This is a genomic window from Pseudomonas sp. 18.1.10 (genome assembly GCF_024655625.1).
In the GTDB taxonomy this organism is placed as follows: Bacteria; Pseudomonadota; Gammaproteobacteria; order Pseudomonadales; family Pseudomonadaceae; genus Aquipseudomonas.
On the sequence record NZ_JANLGL010000061.1, the window covers coordinates 1 to 16788 of the forward strand.

The following is a 16788-nucleotide window of genomic DNA, read 5'->3' on the forward strand; positions in this document are numbered from 1 at the left end:
CGTGAACCTTAATCGGTGTCCAAGATTACTTGACCAGTTCAAGCCCGCTCCCACACAAGCCCGTTCCCACATTGGATCTTCACTGTCAGTTAAGGACTTCACTCAGCGGAATGAAGTTGACTGTATCCCCCTCCGCCAACGTCGTCCCTTCCAACACTTCCACAAACCCCTCCGCCCACGCCGCGCTGCGCAGCACACCGGAGCTTTGATTGCGGTAGATGATCGCCTTGCCCTGCTCGATGCGCCCGCGCAGGTACTCGCGGCGGTTACCCGGTTTGGGCCACACGAACCCCACCGGCACTGCGAAGCGCAGCGGCTCGACATCCGCCACCCCTTGGCGCCGCAGCAGGTACGGCCGCGCCAACAGTGCAAAGGTCACCAGGGTCGAGGCCGGGTTGCCCGGCAGGCCGATCACCGGCACGCCACGGAAGTGCCCGAAGGTCAGCGGCTTGCCTGGTTTGATCGCCAGTTTCCACAACGCCAGCTCGCCTTCTTCACGCAGGGCAATGCCAAGGAAATCCGCTTCGCCTACCGACACGCCGCCGGTGGACAGGATCAGGTCGACGTTGCCCAGTCCCGCCAGGCGGGTGCGGGTCTGTTCCAAGTCATCGGGCAGGATACCGGCGTCGATCACTTCACAGCCCATGCGCTCCAGCCAGGAGCACAACACGCGGCGGTTGCTGTTGTAGATCTGCCCGGGCCCCAGCGGCAGGCCGGGCTCAATCAGCTCGTCACCGGTGGACAGCACCGCCACGCGCGGGCGACGTACGACTTCAAGGCGGTCCCGCCCCAGCGAGGCGGCAAGCCCCAGCTCGATCGGCCCCAGGCGTGTGCCGGCGTTCAAGACCAACTCGCCGACCGTGGTTTCCTGGCCCTGGGGGCGGATGTTCTGCTGCAGGTGCAGGGGCTCGCTGAAACTCACGCGCTCGTCGGCGTGGACCACGGCGTTTTCCTGCATCTCCACGCAATCGGCACCTTCGGGTACCGGCGCGCCGGTGAAGATGCGCGCGCAGGTACCGGCGGCCAAAGGCTGCGGCGCCTGCCCGGCGAAGATGCGCTGGCTGACCGCCAGCGGCTCGCCGTGCCAGTCCGCCAGGCGCAGGGCGTAACCGTCCATGGCGCTGTTGGGCCAGGGCGGCAGGTCGAGGGTGGCGATCAGGTCGTGCGCCAGGACGCGGCCATCGCACTCGGCCAAGGGCAAGGTGTGCGGTTCACGGATCGGCGCGGCCTCGGCCATCGCCAGCAGTTGCGCCAAGGCGTCTTCCACCGGCATCAGGGCGCCGGTCTTGCCGGGCTTACCCACGGGAGGCGCAGGGCTCGGCCTGCTTCAAGTGGGGTACGAAGTTGCACGGGCGGTGACGGTTGTCCAACTGCTCGGCGAGGATGCCATCCCAGCCGGTGCGCACGGCATTGGTCGAACCCGGCAGGCAGCACACCAGGGTGCCGTTGGCCAGGCCGGCCAGGGCGCGGGATTGCACGGTGGAGGTGCCGATATCGGCCACGGAGATCTGGCGGAACAGTTCGCCAAAGCCGTCGACCTGCTTGTCCAGCAGGCAGCTCACCGCTTCCGGGGTGCTGTCGCGGCCGGTGAAGCCGGTGCCGCCGGTAATCAGCACGACCTGCACCACGTCTTCGGCGATCCAGTGGGCAACCTGGGCGCGGATCTTGTAGAGGTCGTCCTTGAGCAACACGCGCTCGGCCAGGTTGTGGCCAGCGGCGGTGAGGCGGTCGACGAAGACCTGGCCCGAGGTGTCGGTGTCCAGGGTGCGGGTGTCGCTGACGGTCAGTACAGCGATGTTCAGGGGTACGAAGGGCGCATCTGCCTTGGCGGTCATGGCACGGTCCGGTTGTCGAAGAAACAGGCCGGTGTTATATCACAGGCCCCCCTTTTGCTGCCGCTGCGGAACTGCCATGCCTATCGATTCATCTGCCCTGCCCTGTTCGGTGTTGCTGTTGTCCGGTGGCCGTGGCCAGCGCATGGGCGGCCTGGACAAGGGCCTGCTGGAATGGCGCGGCCAACCGTTGATCGCCCATCTGCACGCCCTGGTGCGGCCGTTGACGGACGACCTGATTATCTCGTGCAATCGCAACCCCGAACGCTACGCGGCGTTTGCCGACCAGTTGGTCAACGACGACAGCGCGGACTTCCCCGGCCCGCTCGCCGGGATTCGTGCCGGCCTTGGCGGCGCACGCCATGGGCACTTGCTGATCCTGCCGTGCGATGTGCCGCAACTCGATGCGCGACTATTGAACGAGTTGCGTGAGACGGCGCAGCGCAATCCCCTTGTGCCGGTGATGGTGCGCCATGGTCAATTCTGGGAGCCGCTGATCTGCATCCTGCCCACGTCCCTGCGGGACGCGGTGGAAACCGCCTGGCACGCCGGCGAACGCAGCCCACGGCAGATCTTCATGAAACTGGGCGCGGTGGGCCTGGAGTGCCCGGCCGATGATCCGCGCCTGGCCAACCTGAACACCCCCGAGCTGTTACTCCCCGGTCATGGCGTGTCAGAATGAACCTTGCACAAGGAACTTTGCCGACGCCTCGCGCGTCACAAGGTCAGCTTTTCAAAAGAATTCTCTCGGAGACAACACCATGACTCAACGGACCATCGCCGCTCTCATGCTTGCACTGGGCCTCGCCACCCTCGCCGGTTGCGCTTCGCCAACAGTGATTACCCTGAATGACGGTCGCGAAATCCAGGCCGTCGACACCCCTAAATTCGACAAGGATTCAGGCTTCTACGAATTCGAACAGCTGGACGGCAAGCAGACCCGCATCAACAAGGATCAGGTCCGCACCGTTAAAGACCTGTAAGTCTTAACGTTTGCCAACAAGGCCCGCCATGTGCGGGCCTTGTCGTTTGCGGGGGTTACCAGTCGAGGGTGATCTGGCTGCGGAACTGGCGCTCTTCGCCGCTCACCGGGTCGATGAACCGCACGCCCTGGGCCAGCAGTTTCAGCGGGTTGGCGTAGTCGTCCACGGCATCCTTGAGCACATCGGGGTAGAACGGATCGTTGCAGATACTCGCGCCGAGCGCGGTCATGTGCACGCGCAGCTGGTGCTTCTTGCCGGTCACGGGGAACAGGCCGTAGCGCCACAGGTCGCCGTGCTTCTCGCGCACCTCAACCGCCGTCTCGGTGTTGCTGGCGCCGGGACCTTCCTGCATGCGGAAGAACGGTTCGCCATCCACCAGGCGGCTTTTATGCACGAGCGGAAAGCTCAGGTCTGGCAGCGCTGGCGCAATGGCTTCGTAGAATTTATCGATCTGGCGCGTGGGAAACAGCTGTTGATACGCCGAGCGGCTCGCCGGGTTGGCCGAGAACAGCACCAGCCCTGCCGTGTGCCGGTCGATGCGGTGCAGGGGCACCAGTGAAGGGTTGTCCAAACGGCGGATCAAGCGGCGCAGCAGGGTTTGCTCGACGTACTCACCGGCTGGCGTCACGGGCAGGAAGTGCGGCTTGTCGGCGACCACCAGGTGTTCGTCGGCGTAGAGGATGGTCTCCTCCACCGGGATCACTTTTTCGTTCGGCACTTCGCGGAAGTAGTAGATGCACAGGCCTTCCTTGTAGGCCAGGCCCAAGTGGATCGGCTTTCCGTGTACATCCAGCACCCGACCCCGCGCGATGCGGTCCAGCCAGTGTTCACGGCTGATCGCCGGGAAGTGTTCGCACAGGCAATCGAGCACCGTGGCCCAAGGCCCGGGTGGCAGGTACAAGGTGCTGGCCTGGTGCTCGGACGGGATAAAAATCGAAGTGGACATGGGTAAAGCCTAGGGAAAACCGGCGGGCATTATCCCGCATGGCTCAGGCCTTGGCCAATTGCGCCCGCAGCACCGGCGAGGCGCTGGCGGCCTCGGTGAACTCCTTGAGCCAGCGCAGCACGTCCACCGCTTCCCAGCGGCCCGGATCGTACAACGCGTACAGCAAGCCCTGGTAACCCACCACATCCAACTGCTTGTGATAACCGGCGCGCTGGAACAGCGCCTCGATCTCGGCAAAGCAGGTATTGAAGTGCACTTTGTTAAACGGCGTCTTGCCTTCCGTGACCAGGCCGTCGAGGCGCAGCTCGTTCACCGCATCGCGCACGACATCGGCGGACATGCGATTGACGCTGCTTTTCAGTTGTTCAACATTCACCACGGGCGTTCCCTCTATTCAATCGCTGTACAAACATACAGTAACTTAATATTTGGAAACCCGCCATCGCCGAAACCTCAGCGAAGGAAGGCGACCACCTGTTCGGCGTCGAACGGCCAGTCCAGCTCAGCGCCCGTGTCGGCCCGTCGGAGTACCGGAATCCTTAGGCCGTAGGCATCGGTCAAGTCTTCGGGGTCGGTTATATCGACCAATTCAACCAACAACCCGTGTTCGACGAACGGCATGAGAACGGCTTCTGCGACTTCACAAAGATGGCAACCCAGGGTGCCGAACAGCTGGCATTCAGGAAGCATGACGAATGGACCCGGTCAGAAAGTAGGCGATCATTCTATGCCCACATTCCCCCTGTGGCGAGGGAGCTTGCTCCCGCTGAAGTGCGCAGCGCTCCCAAGATTTTGGGGCCGCTTCGCGCCCCAGCGGGAGCAAGCTCCCTCGCCACAACAAGCTCCCTCGCCACAATAAACCGTGACCTAAATCAGCATGGCCTATAACTGATTCAGCGATTCTCGCGGCTTTTTTGCCTGCCCCTTGCAACGGAGATGCGTGTGTTTGCCAACCTGCTGATTATTCTGGCCTCATCCCTGGTGGTGATTGCCCTGTTTCGCCGGCTGCAATTGCCGCCCGTGCTGGGCTACCTGTGCGTGGGCCTGGCGGTGGGGCCGACCGCCCTGGACTGGGTGAATGACAGCGAAGAACTGCCCGACCTCGCCGAGCTGGGCGTGGTGTTCCTGCTGTTCTCCCTGGGCCTGGAGTTTTCCCTGAGCAAAATGTTCGCCCTGCGCCGCGTGGTGTTTGGCCTGGGCAGTTTGCAGGTGCTGGGCTGCGGGGTGCTGCTGGGGCTGTTGCTGATGATCCTCGGTGTGGCGCCGGGCATTGCGTTGTTGTTGGGCGCGGGGTTGGCGTTGTCCTCCACGGCCATTGTCAGCAAGGAGTTGACCAGCCTCGGCGAAATCTTCAGCAGCCATGGGCAGAACGCGATTGGCGTGTTGCTGTTCCAGGACGTGGTGGCGGTATTACTGCTGACCCTGGTGCCGGTGTTTGCTGGCACCGGCGAGCAGGCCTGGTACATCGCGCTGCCGCTGACGTTGGCCAAGACCGTGGTGCTGTTTGTTGGCCTGTTGCTGGCCAGTCGCTGGTTATTGCCGCGCCTGTTTCATGAGGTGGCCGCGTCCCATTCGGCGGAGTTGTTTGTACTGCTGGCGCTGGTGATCGTGTTGCTCACTGCGTGGCTCACGCACCTGCTGGGCCTGTCCCCTGCCCTCGGTGCCTTTCTCGCCGGCATGCTGCTGGGGGAAAGCCATTACCGCCATCAGATCGAAGCGGATATCCGCCCGTTTCGCGACATCTTGCTGGGGCTGTTTTTCGTCAGCATCGGCATGCTGATCGACCTGCAATTGTTCGTCAGCCATAGCCTGTTGATCCTCGGCCTGACCCTCACCTTGATGCTGGTCAAAGGCTGCGTGGTCGCCGCGCTGGTCAAGTGGCGCGGCAGCGACAGTGAAACCGCCTGGCGCAGCGGCCTGGCCCTGGCCCAGGGCGGCGAGTTCTGTTTTGCCTTGATGGCGCAGATGCAGCAGAGCCGGCTGATCCCGGACGAATTTAATGGCCTGCTGCTCGCCGCCACCTTCTGTTCGATGCTGCTCACACCGCTGCTGTTGCGCGCCGCGCCGGCCATCGCCTTGCGCCTGCACCGCAAGCCCAACCAGCAAGTGCAGCTGGAAGAAATCACCGCGCTCAACGCCGAGCTGCGCGGACATGCGGTGATTTGCGGGTATGGCCGCGTCGGGCAATCCATCGGGCGTTTTCTGCGCAGGGAACAACAAGCGTTTATCGCCCTGGATGACGACCCGGAACGGGTGCAGGAAGCCGCCACCGAAGACAGCAGCGTGCATTACGGCGATTGCCGGCGCGGTGCGCTGCTCAGTGCGGTGGGCCTGGAGCGCGCGCGGCTGGTGGTGATTGCCGTGGACAACACCGAGGTGGCCCTGGCGGTGTTGAAGGAAGCGCGACGCGTCAACCGCGAGGTGCCGATCCTGGTGCGGACCCGCGATGACAGCCAATTGGCCGAATTGAAAGCCGCGGGCGCCAGCGAAGTGGTGCCCGAGCTGTTGGAGTCGAGCCTGATGCTCGCCTCCCACGCCTTGATCCTGCTGGGCCTGCCGGACCAAGAGGTGCAGGCGCGGGTCGATGAAGTGCGGCAGAACCGCTATCGCCTGCTGCACGGTTTTTACGCGCAGGCCGACAACTCGATCAATCCTGACTGATCGCGCCAATCTTATGGATCGACAAGTCCGCGCCGTAGTATTCCTCTTCCTGGCTCAGGCGCAGGCCCGATACGCGCTTTATGGTGCCGTACACCAGCAACCCGCCCGCGAACGCCACCGCCACGCCGAGGGCGGTGCCGATCAACTGGCTGATGAGGCTGACGCCGCCCAACCCGCCGAGCGCGGTCTGGCCGAAGATACCGCAGGCGATGCCGCCCCATACACCACACAGGCCGTGCAGCGGCCACACGCCGAGCACGTCGTCGATCTTCCAACGGTCCTGGGCGGCAATAAAGCACCACACGAACAGGCCACCGGCGACCGCCCCGGTGACCAGCGCGCCCACCGGGTGCATCAGGTCGGAACCGGCACAGATCGCCACCAGCCCGGCCAATGGACCGTTATGCAGGAAACCTGGGTCATTGCGGCCGATGACCAGCGCCGCCACCGTGCCACCGACCATGGCCATCAGCGAGTTGACCGCCACCAGGCCACTGACGCCGCTCAGCGTCTGTGCACTCATGACGTTAAAGCCGAACCAGCCGACGATCAGAATCCACGAGCCCAACGCCAGGAACGGAATGCTCGATGGCGCAAACGCCACCAGCCGGCCGTCCCGGTAGCGCCCGTTGCGCGGGCCCAGCAACAGCACCGCCGCCAGCGCCAGCCAGCCGCCCATGGCGTGCACCACCACGGAACCGGCGAAGTCATGGAAGCTGGCGCCAAAGGTCGCCAGCAGCCAGGCTTGCAGGCCGAAGTTGCCGTTCCACACCAGGCCTTCGAAAAACGGGTAGATAAACGCCACGATCAGCGCCGTGGCGCACAACTGCGGAGCAAACCGCGCACGCTCGGCAATGCCGCCGGAAATGATCGCCGGGATCGCCGCCGCGAAGGTCAGCAGAAAGAAGAACTTCACCAGGCCATAGCCGTGATCGGCACTGATGACCGCCGCCGGTTGCATGAAGCTCACGCCGTAGGAGATCCAATAGCCTATAAAGAAATAAGCCAAGGTCGAGATGGCGAAGTCGCTGAGGATTTTCGACAGCGCGTTGACCTGGTTTTTCTGGCGCACGGTGCCGACTTCCAAAAACGCGAAGCCGGCGTGCATGGCCAGGACCATGACCGCGCCAATCAGGATAAACAGGGTGTTGGAACTGTGGACCAGCGTGTCCACTGCACTTTGCAAATTTTCCATGGAGGTTGGCAGGCCTGCATTAAAGGCAAAAAGCACCAAAGCGGTTCAAGCCCGGGTTGCGCGCACTAAATTGGCACCACCGGTTCCACCCCTCTGCAGAGGGCGTGAACCGCTTTAGCGCAGCGATCAACGCAATAGGCCGATGCCGACAGGGTTTTTCCGCGAGTTTCAGTTATTTAGGGTAAGGTTTTTCAAGGCTTCCTGCCCGACCGCCCGGATTTTGCGCAAGCCCCGTGGCGTGCGCACCAAGGCAAAGCAAAAGCTGTACCAGACAATTGCACTGAACCTTCACCGATACCGGTGACTCGAAAGCCACAGTACAGATCAGCCCATCACGGAGATAACCATGGCCAGAAAAACCGCAAAGACTGCTCAAGAAATCCTGCTGGAGGATTTTCAAACCCTGGTCAGCGACACCGAGAAGCTGCTGGACGACACCAAGGTGCTGGCCGGCGACCAGGCTGACGAGCTGCGCAGCAAGATCCACGACAGCCTGCTCAAGGCCCGCGAAACCCTGCAAGTGACCGAAGATTCCCTGCGCGAACGCGGCCAGGCCGCCGTCACCGCCACCGAAGACTACGTGCAGGCCAACCCTTGGCAGTCGGTAGGCATTGCCGCCGGCGTGGGCTTTTTGATCGGCCTGCTGGCCACAAGGCGCTAATCATGTCTATCGGCGAAACCGGCTCGTCAACGGGCACTACCTCAAGACGTCTGGGCGCGGCCGTGCTGGGCTTGCTGCACAGCCACGTCGAACTGTTTGGCATCGAATTGCAGGAACAGAAGGCGCGCACCGTCAGCCTGCTGCTGTTTGCCGGCCTGGCGCTGGTGTTCGCGCTGCTGTTGCTGGTGGGGTTGTCGACGCTGGTGATGATCCTCGTGTGGGACACCGGCTACCGCCTCACCGGGATCATCTGCCTCTGCGTGTTCTACAGCCTGGCCGCAGCGTTCTGCGGGGTGCGCTTGAAAGCGGCGGTGTTCGATGAGTCCACGCCGTTCCACGCCACCCTCGAAGAGCTGGCCAATGACCGGGAGCGCCTGCTGCCATGAGCCTGACTGAAATCCCGCAGAACACCTCTCGCCGGGAAATGCGCAAGGCGTTAATCCGCCTGCGCATGGAAATGCACCGCCAGGAGATCCGCCACGAATCCCAGCAACTGCTGGCACCGCTGACCAAGGTGCGCAACATGGGCCAGAACTGGCAGGACAACCTCGGCATCAAGCATGCGCCGCTGTGGGGCGTGGCCGCGGTGACGCTGCTCGGCTTCTTCACCGGCAAGGGCGCCAAGGGCGGCAGTATCAGCAGCCTGACGCGCCTGGTGCGGCTGGGCGCCGGGTTGATCCCGCTGATAAAACTGGCCATGCAGGGCGCTTCGCGCAAAGGTTGAGCCACCCTGGCTGCATTCTTGCAAACAGAAGCGGCCCGGCTCTCGTGTTCGAGAGCCGGGTCTTTTTTTCGCCAACTCTTTAAGGAGGCCCTGTGATCGACGGGCAACCGCTCGCCTGCTTCCAGCCGTTTATCGACACCGCCACCGGGCGCATCGCTGGCGTCGAGGCCCTGGGTCGCTTGCGCCAACCAGACGGTAGCCTGCTCTCCGTGGGCCCGCTGTTCGCCGACCCGCGCACGCCTGGCGTGACCTTGCGCCGCCTTGATCGGCAAATCCGCGACAACGCGTTGAGCCGCCTGCATGAAGTGCCCGACGACTGGTTCCTCAGCCTGAATATCTCGCCGCGCTGGATCAACCGCCTGCGCCCCGGGCAAGCGCTGCCCAGCCTCAAGCAAGTGCACGCCCAGGGTGTCGATCCGCGGCGGATCGTGTTCGAGATCACAGAATTGGGCGGTGATATCCAACGCCTGGCCGACGTGGTGGCGCGCTATCGCGAAGCCGGCGCGCGGATTGCCATCGATGATTTCGGTGCCGGCTATTCCCAGCTCGACCGGGTGCTGGCCCTGCAGCCGGATATCCTCAAGCTCGACATGCGCCTGTTTCAGGAAGCCGCACGTGGCGGGCCGAGCAGTGAAGTGGTGCGCGCCCTTGCGCAAATGGCCGAGAAAACCGGCTGCTGGATCATTGCCGAAGGCGTGGAAACCGAAGCGCAGTTGAGCTTTGCCCTGGAGTGCGGTGCGCGGTATGTGCAGGGTTATCTATTCGCCCAGGCGCAACTGGACTGGTTCGCCGCCGACGCTTTTGTGCCACGGTTTGCCCAGCTGCGCACGCAGTACGTGCAGCAAAAACTCGCCGAGCGTGGGCGCATCATGCAGTTGCGCCAGCAGTTGGCCGAACTGATGAACATCCTCCAGGCCTGGGCCCAGGGCCAGGCGCCGCTGAGCCAGCTGCCGCAACTGCCGGACTTCCCCTGGCTGTTGCGCTTCTACCAGTGCGACCGCCATGGCACCCAACTGACCCCCAATTTCGAATGGCGGCACGACGCCTGGCAGGCTGACAGCCGCTACCTGGGCCACAACTGGTCGTGGCGCCCGTACTTCTATCATTTGCTGGCCGAAGGCTGGGAGGAACGGCGGCTGAATCTGTCCTCGACCTACCGCGACGCCACCACCAACCAATACTGCCTGACCGCCGGACAATTCTTCGATAACGGTCAGCGCTTGCTGTTAATCGATGTCGATGCCGCCGGCCTGTAGATTTTCGCTTGCCCCGCCAGGGCGGAACCGGGAAGCTGGGCGGGTCATTCACCGAACGGAGAGTCCCCGCCTTGGATTGGCCCACCCTACTGACCCGCGAACGTCTTGGAAAAACCCTGCACAGCCCGGAAGAACTGGGGCGCAGCCCGTTTCACAAGGATCACGACCGCATCATTTTTTCCGGCGCGTTTCGCCGCCTGGGCCGCAAGACCCAAGTGCACCCGGTGTCGAGCAACGATCACATCCATACGCGCCTGACCCACTCGCTGGAAGTCAGCTGCGTCGGCCGCTCCCTGGGCATGCGCGTCGGCGAAACCCTGCGCAGCGCCCTGCCCGACTGGTGCGACCCGAGCGACCTGGGCATGGTGGTGCAATCGGCCTGCCTGGCCCACGACATTGGCAACCCACCGTTCGGCCACTCCGGCGAAGACGCCATCCGCCACTGGTTCCAACAAGCGGCCGGGCGCGGCTGGCTGGACGACATGAGCAGCGCCGAGCGCAATGACTTCCTCAATTTCGAGGGCAACGCCCAGGGCTTCCGGGTGCTTACCCAGTTGGAATATCACCAGTTCGACGGGGGTACACGGCTGACCTATGCGACCCTGGGCACCTACCTCAAATACCCTTGGACCGCCCGCCACGCCGACGCATTGGGCTACAAGAAACACAAGTTCGGCTGCTACCAGAGCGAGTTGCCGATTCTTGAGCAAATCGCCCAGAAGCTCGGCCTGCCGCAACTGGAGGAACAACGCTGGGCGCGCCATCCACTGGTTTACTTGATGGAGGCGGCAGATGACATCTGCTATGCCTTGATCGACCTGGAAGACGGCCTGGAAATGGAGTTGCTGCAATACGCCGAGGTCGAAGCACTGCTGCTCAACCTGGTGGGCGACGACTTGCCGCAAACCTATCGACAGCTGGGCCCCGGCGACTCGCGCCGACGCAAACTGGCGATCCTGCGCGGCAAGGCCATCGAACACCTGACCAACGCTGCGGCACAGGCCTTCGTTGAACAACAGGACGCCTTGCTCGCCGGAACCCTGCCCGGCGACCTGGTGGAACATATGCACGGCCCGGCCCAACGCTGCGTGCTGGATGCCAAGGACATGGCGCGCAAGAAAATCTTCCAGGACAAACGCAAGACCCTGCATGAAATCGGCGCCTACACCACCCTGGAAATCCTCCTGAACGCCTTTTGCGGCGCCGCGCTGGAACAGCATGGCGGCCGTACGCCGTCGTTCAAGAACCGGCGCATTCTCGACTTGCTCGGCAACAGCGCGCCGAACCCGACCTGGCCGTTGCACGCCTCGTTCCTGCGCATGATCGATTTCATCGCCGGCATGACCGACAGCTACGCCACCGAAATGGCACGGGAGATGACCGGGCGCTCCAGCCCGCAATAACGTTGGCAATCAAGCAGCCTGTTCCCTGAAAAGAATCGCCCTACGACGGGAACAGAGCGGCCTGATCGAATTCGCACAGCCACTCAAAGAATAATCACGCGCGCTTCTAGCCGACCTTGAGAGCAATTCCTACGCTCCGCCCCATCGACGCTTGACTCAGTGTGTGCCCTTTTATGCCCCAACATTGCCTGCGTATTCTGCTGGTGGAGGATCATCCCTTTCAGCTCCTGGCCACCCAGTGCCTGCTCAAGAGCTTCGGCTTCGAGCAGCTGACGCTGGCGGAAAATGCCGAACACGCGATTCGCCAGATGACCCGGTCCCTGACGCCTTTCGACCTTCTGCTCTGCGACCAGTGCCTGCCGGACCTGCCCGGGCTGGAACTGGTCGAAATAGCCAGCCGTCGGGGCTTCATTACCGCAGCCATCCTGCTCAGTGGCCTGTCCATGCTGGAACTTTCGAAGCTCTATGCCCAGGCACTGCAACGCGGCCTGCCTATATTGGGTTACTTATCCAAACCCTTGAATCGGGATGAACTTAGCGCACTGATAAATCCAACTTCTGACCTTTAGCTGTAGGATGTTAAACATTACGCAATACGAAAAGCACAGTACAGCGCCAACCTCGGCTCGCTATCCACGCCATTGCCTCCACACAACGAGCGACACACTGACATACCCTGGCATTAAGTCCTGACAAATCGTAAGCAACAGCCTTTTTTATTGTAGGAATATTCTTGTTTTGTATCCAGCACCACTGAGCTTCATGCTCACGACACACCATCTGAGCTAATGTGCCCGCTTTATTTGCACTTGCATGGAATGGGATTATGAACTCAGTTTTCATTATCGATGACCACCCCGTTATACGGCTGGCGATTCGAATGTTGTTGGAACACGAAGGCTATAAAGTCGTCGGCGAAACCGACAATGGTTGTGATGCGATACAGATGGTGCGCGAATGCCTCCCGGACCTGATCATTCTTGATATCAGTATTCCGAAACTCGACGGGCTCGAAGTGCTGTGCCGGTTCAATGCCATGAACACCCAGATGAAAACCCTTATTCTCACGGCCCAGAGCCCCACGCTGTTCGCCACGCGCTGTATGCGTTCGGGCGCCGATGGCTACGTGTGCAAGGAGGGCGACCTGAGTGAGCTGCTGAGTGCCATCCGCGCGGTGCTGTCGGGCTATAACTATTTCCCCAGCCAGGCGTTGAATGCCGGCGCCACCGATGCCAACTCCCAGGAACTTGAACTGTTCAAGTCGGTTAACGACAGGGAATTAATGGTCTTGCAACTTTTTGCACAAGGCCGCACCAACAAAGAAATCGCCAAAGGTATGTTTTTAAGTAACAAAACCGTCAGCACCTATAAAAAGAGGCTCATGCAAAAACTGAAAGCCAAATCCTTGGTAGAACTTATCGAGTTGGCAAAACGAAACGCGCTAGTGTGAGAAAGCGGATGCCCAGGCGTATAAAGGATTATCTGATTGTATTGAGTGCAGGCCTATGCTTGAACACTATCGTGGTCGCGGCTCAAATGGAGCCGCAGCACTTCACCCTGCTGAGCCGCGCAGGGTCCCTTCAACTGGACACTCAACTGGACAAAGCCCAGCGCCAATGGCTACAGAACAAACGCGAACTGGTGCTGGGCACTGCGCTGCCTGACTACCCCCCCTTCGACCTGACGTCCAGCGGGCAAGACTACGAAGGGCTCACCGCCGACTACGCCGGGATTCTCGCCAAGGCGCTGGCAATGCCCGTCAAGGTGGTGCGCTATCCCACGCGGGAGGCGTCCATTCAAGCGCTGGAAACCGGTGAAATCGACCTGCTCGGTTCCTCCAACGGCTTCGAGGCTGCCAACCCCAGGTTGACCCTCTCCGAACCTTATGCCGTGGATCAACCGGTACTGGTAACCCGTGAGGGCGAAACCCGCAGCCTCAGCGAAGGCCTCGCCGGGCTGCGCTTGAGCCTGGTGTATCACTACCTGCCACTGGACGAAGTGCAAAAGCTGTATCCCAAAGCGATTATCCGCGCCTACCCCTCCTATCAGAATGCCCTGAATGCAGTGGCATTCGATCAGGCGGACGTGTTTCTCGGCGACACCATTTCCACCCATTTCATGATTAACAAGGGCTACCTGAAAAATATCCGCATGGCCAACTTCGGCAAACACGAGGCCTATGGATTCAGCTTTGCCCTGCGCCAGGACCAGCACATGCTCCTGGGCATCGTCAATTCGGTGCTGGCCACGGTACCCAGTAGCGAACGGGAAAGTATTGCCAAGCGCTGGAGCGCCGGCAGCGACATCCTGTTGACCGACCAGAAGCTGCAACTGACCAGCCGCGAAGAGCGTTGGCTCAAGGACCATCCGGTAATCAAGGTGGTGGTCAACGAGACCTTCGCACCGTTGACGTTTTTCGACACCGACGGCAATTTTCGCGGCATAACCGCCGACTTGCTGGAGTTGATCCGCCTGCGCACCGGCATGCGTTTCGAGATCACGCGCGTGCGGGGCGTGAGCACGATGATCGAACAGCTGGAAACCGGGAAGTCCGACATGATTGGCGCCATCGCGCCAAGCGCCGAGCGCGAAACCCAGCTCAACTTCAGCCGACCCTACCTGGAAAACTCCTATGTGATGTTGACGCGCAAAGAAGATCAAGCGCCCGCCAGCCTGGAGGCAATGGCGGGCAAACGCCTGGCGTTGACCCAAGGCAGCCCGATGACACCCTTCCTGCGTGAACACTTCCCCGACATTCAACTGGTAGAGACAAGCGACACCTTTAAGTCCGCCGAACTGCTGGTACAAGGCCATGTCGAGGGGGCGGTGAACACCTTGGTGGTAGCCAACTATTTCCTGTCCTCGCCAATGTTCCAGGACAAGATCCAGACCAGTTTCAGTATTGGTACCACGCCAGCCACATTCGCCCTGGCGACGTCCCGCGCAGCCACCGAGCTCAGTTCAATCCTGGACAAGGCACTGCTGAGCATCGCCCCGGAAGAGCTGGGGGTCATCAACAGCCGGTGGCGGGGCTACACTGCGGCTTCCGACGGCTATTGGCGCAACTACCACGACCTGATAGCCAAGATCATCCTCGGCACCGGACTGTTGTTATTGATCTCCCTGGCCTGGAACGCCTACATGCGCCGGCAGATCAAGCATCGCAAGATGGCGGAGCGGGCCCTCAACGACCAGTTCGAATTCATGCGCGCGCTGGTCAACGAAACCCCTCATCCCATCTACGTGCGGGACCGCAAAGGGTTGCTGCAGACCTGTAACGACAGCTACCTGCAGGTGTTTGACGTCAAGCGTGAAGACGTGATCGGTAAAAGTGCGATGCAGATCAGCACGGCGCTGGAAGCCGAATCCACTCAATACCACGCCGACTACCAACGCGTCGTGGCACAAGGCAACCCTCTGATTCTGGATCGCCCCCTGCATATCCGGGGAAAGAAATACACGATCTACCATTGGATCTTGCCCTACCGCGACTCTACCGGAGAGGTCCAGGGCATCATCGGCGGCTGGATTGACATCAGTGAACGGCGCCAGCTATTCGATGAGCTGCGCACTGCCAAAGAGCGCGCCGACGAGGCCAACCGCGCCAAGAGCACCTTTCTGGCAACCATGAGCCACGAAATCCGCACCCCGATGAATGCGGTGATCGGCATGCTGGAACTGACGCTCAAACGAGCCGACCAGGGGCACCTGGACCGCCCGGCGATTGAAGTGGCCTACAACTCGGCGAAGGATCTGCTGGAGTTGATCGGCGATATCCTCGACATCGCACGTATCGAATCCGGCCGCCTGAGCCTGGCCCCCGAACGCGTCAACCTGAAGGAGGTGATCGAGTCCGTGGTGCGCGTGTTCGACGGCCTGGCCCGCCAGAAAACCCTCAGCCTGCTGCTTGAGTACAAGGCCGACTCGGACGACAACGACGTGCTGATCGATCCTTTGCGCTTCAAGCAGGTGTTGTCCAACCTGGTCAGCAATGCCATCAAGTTCACTGAGCGCGGCCAGGTGAAGATCCGGGTCGACGTATTCGCCACCGAGATGCCCCAGCAGGTCGAGATGAAACTGGTCGTAGAGGACACCGGCATTGGCATCAGCCGCGACGATCAACTGCGCCTGTTCGAACCTTTTTCCCAGGCGGACAACTCCGGCCACCTGGCCCGCAGTGGCGCCGGCCTGGGATTGGTCATCTGTCGCAGCCTGTGCTCGATGATGGGCGGGCAATTGAGCCTGAGTAGCGTGCCCATGGTGGGCACACAAGTGCATGTCAGCCTGAAAATGCCGCGCCTGCAGCCGCTCCAGGCAGCGGATGACCTCAAGCCGGCGACACCCGCATCCGCCCAGGTGCTTAACGTTCTGGTAGTGGACGACCATCCCGCCAACCGCCTGCTGATGTGCCAGCAACTGGGCTACCTGGGGCACCAGTTCACGGCCGCCCAGCACGGTGCAGCAGGATTCCAGGCCTGGCGTCAGGAGCACTTCGACCTGGTGATCGCCGACTGCAACATGCCCATCATGAACGGTTACGAATTGACCCGGTCCATCCGTGAATACGAGCAGCGTGAACAACGGCGCCCGTGCATCGTCCTGGGTTTTACCGCCAACGCTCAACCCGAAGAAAAGCAGCGCTGCACTGAAGCCGGCATGGATGACTGCCTGTTCAAACCCATCAGCCTCACTGCGCTGGAGCGACAACTGGCACAAATCAGGCCGCAGGCATCCGGCACGCAGCTAGACCTCGGCAGCCTGGACGCACTCACCGGGGGCGACCCGCAGCTCAGTCGACGCCTGCTGGAAGAGCTGCTCAGCAGCAGCGGCCATGATCGTCAGGTATTGATGGGGTTGTTGGCGCGCCGGGCGCCGGCACAGGAGATCATCGAGCAGGCCCACAAGATCAAGGGCGCCGCACGTATCGTACAGGCCAGCGACTTGGCCGGGCAATGTGAAGCGCTGGAGCAAGCCTGTGCCCGGGAGGAGGAACAAGCGGTAATCGAAACAGGCATCAAGGCCCTGGAAAAATGCATGCTGGAGCTGGAGAGGATGCTGCAGTCGCGCCTCAATGAGCTCAATCGCGCCTGAACGCACGCCGCAGGAGCGCATTTGCTCGCTCCTGCG

At 61.7% G+C, this 16788-nt stretch carries 17 protein-coding genes; 11 read left to right on the forward strand and 6 right to left on the reverse strand.

All coding sequences use genetic code 11. From position 1 onward, the window contains the following. Positions 1–85: 85 nt before the first annotated feature. Positions 86–1303: a gephyrin-like molybdotransferase Glp gene (gene glp / locus NUV89_RS13005; RefSeq protein ID WP_257781637.1), complete on the reverse strand. Its 1218-nt coding sequence runs from the start codon at positions 1301–1303 to the stop codon at positions 86–88. Then, complete coding sequence (gene moaB / locus NUV89_RS13010) at positions 1296–1835, reverse strand: molybdenum cofactor biosynthesis protein B (RefSeq protein WP_017734379.1); 540 nt, start codon at positions 1833–1835, stop codon at positions 1296–1298. Before moaB ends, glp begins: the two co-directional genes overlap by 8 nt. A gap of 76 nt (positions 1836–1911) precedes the next feature. Between moaB and mobA the strand changes: the two genes are divergently transcribed. Next, positions 1912–2514 carry a molybdenum cofactor guanylyltransferase MobA gene (mobA, locus tag NUV89_RS13015; RefSeq protein ID WP_257781638.1) on the forward strand — a complete coding sequence of 201 codons (603 nt, stop codon included), beginning with the start codon at positions 1912–1914 and terminating at the stop codon, positions 2512–2514. A 79-nt stretch (positions 2515–2593) separates the two neighbouring features. Next, positions 2594–2815, forward strand: coding sequence for a YgdI/YgdR family lipoprotein (locus tag NUV89_RS13020; RefSeq protein ID WP_016978480.1), 222 nt, complete (start codon positions 2594–2596; stop codon positions 2813–2815). Between the two features lie 55 nt (positions 2816–2870). On the opposite strand, the gene NUV89_RS13025 is transcribed toward NUV89_RS13020, so the two are convergent. From NUV89_RS13025 to NUV89_RS13035, 3 genes are all read right to left on the reverse strand, one after another. Then, positions 2871–3761: a pseudouridine synthase gene (locus NUV89_RS13025; protein WP_257781639.1), complete on the reverse strand. Its 891-nt coding sequence runs from the start codon at positions 3759–3761 to the stop codon at positions 2871–2873. Between the two features lie 43 nt (positions 3762–3804). Next, positions 3805–4140, reverse strand: a complete 336-nt coding sequence (locus NUV89_RS13030; protein WP_003189932.1) for a hypothetical protein — start codon at positions 4138–4140, stop codon at positions 3805–3807. Positions 4141–4214: 74 nt separating this feature from the next. Beyond that, the gene (locus tag NUV89_RS13035; RefSeq protein WP_257781640.1) at positions 4215–4451 is read right to left on the reverse strand and encodes a glutaredoxin family protein; all 237 of its coding nucleotides are present in this window, start codon (positions 4449–4451) and stop codon (positions 4215–4217) included. Positions 4452–4697: 246 nt separating this feature from the next. Here NUV89_RS13035 and NUV89_RS13040 point away from each other — a divergent pair, with 246 nt between their 5' ends. After that, positions 4698–6422, forward strand: coding sequence for a monovalent cation:proton antiporter-2 (CPA2) family protein (locus tag NUV89_RS13040; protein WP_257781641.1), 1725 nt, complete (start codon positions 4698–4700; stop codon positions 6420–6422). On the opposite strand, the gene NUV89_RS13045 is transcribed toward NUV89_RS13040, so the two are convergent. Next, entirely contained in the window at positions 6409–7617 is a 1209-nt protein-coding gene (locus tag NUV89_RS13045; protein WP_257781642.1) for an ammonium transporter, read from the reverse strand. The two genes, NUV89_RS13040 and NUV89_RS13045, sit on opposite strands and share 14 nt — an antisense overlap. Before the next feature lie 346 nt (positions 7618–7963). Here NUV89_RS13045 and NUV89_RS13050 point away from each other — a divergent pair, with 346 nt between their 5' ends. From NUV89_RS13050 to NUV89_RS13085, 8 genes are all read left to right on the forward strand, one after another. After that, entirely contained in the window at positions 7964–8278 is a 315-nt protein-coding gene (locus tag NUV89_RS13050; RefSeq protein ID WP_124525362.1) for a YqjD family protein, read from the forward strand. Between the two features lie 2 nt (positions 8279–8280). After that, positions 8281–8664, forward strand: a complete 384-nt coding sequence (locus tag NUV89_RS13055) for a phage holin family protein (RefSeq protein WP_012723020.1) — start codon at positions 8281–8283, stop codon at positions 8662–8664. Beyond that, entirely contained in the window at positions 8661–9002 is a 342-nt protein-coding gene (locus NUV89_RS13060; RefSeq protein ID WP_017734387.1) for a hypothetical protein, read from the forward strand. Before NUV89_RS13055 ends, NUV89_RS13060 begins: the two co-directional genes overlap by 4 nt. Before the next feature lie 92 nt (positions 9003–9094). Beyond that, entirely contained in the window at positions 9095–10258 is a 1164-nt protein-coding gene (locus NUV89_RS13065; RefSeq protein WP_257781643.1) for an EAL domain-containing protein, read from the forward strand. A 71-nt stretch (positions 10259–10329) separates the two neighbouring features. Continuing rightward, on the forward strand, positions 10330–11661 hold the full coding sequence (locus NUV89_RS13070) for a deoxyguanosinetriphosphate triphosphohydrolase (protein WP_257781644.1): 1332 nt from the start codon (positions 10330–10332) through the stop codon (positions 11659–11661). Between the two features lie 173 nt (positions 11662–11834). Continuing rightward, positions 11835–12230 carry a response regulator gene (locus NUV89_RS13075; RefSeq protein WP_257781645.1) on the forward strand — a complete coding sequence of 132 codons (396 nt, stop codon included), beginning with the start codon at positions 11835–11837 and terminating at the stop codon, positions 12228–12230. 257 nt (positions 12231–12487) lie between these two features. Further along, complete coding sequence (locus tag NUV89_RS13080; RefSeq protein WP_017734391.1) at positions 12488–13111, forward strand: response regulator transcription factor; 624 nt, start codon at positions 12488–12490, stop codon at positions 13109–13111. Positions 13112–13119: 8 nt separating this feature from the next. Continuing rightward, positions 13120–16752: a transporter substrate-binding domain-containing protein gene (locus NUV89_RS13085; protein WP_257781646.1), complete on the forward strand. Its 3633-nt coding sequence runs from the start codon at positions 13120–13122 to the stop codon at positions 16750–16752. Positions 16753–16788 lie beyond the last annotated feature (36 nt).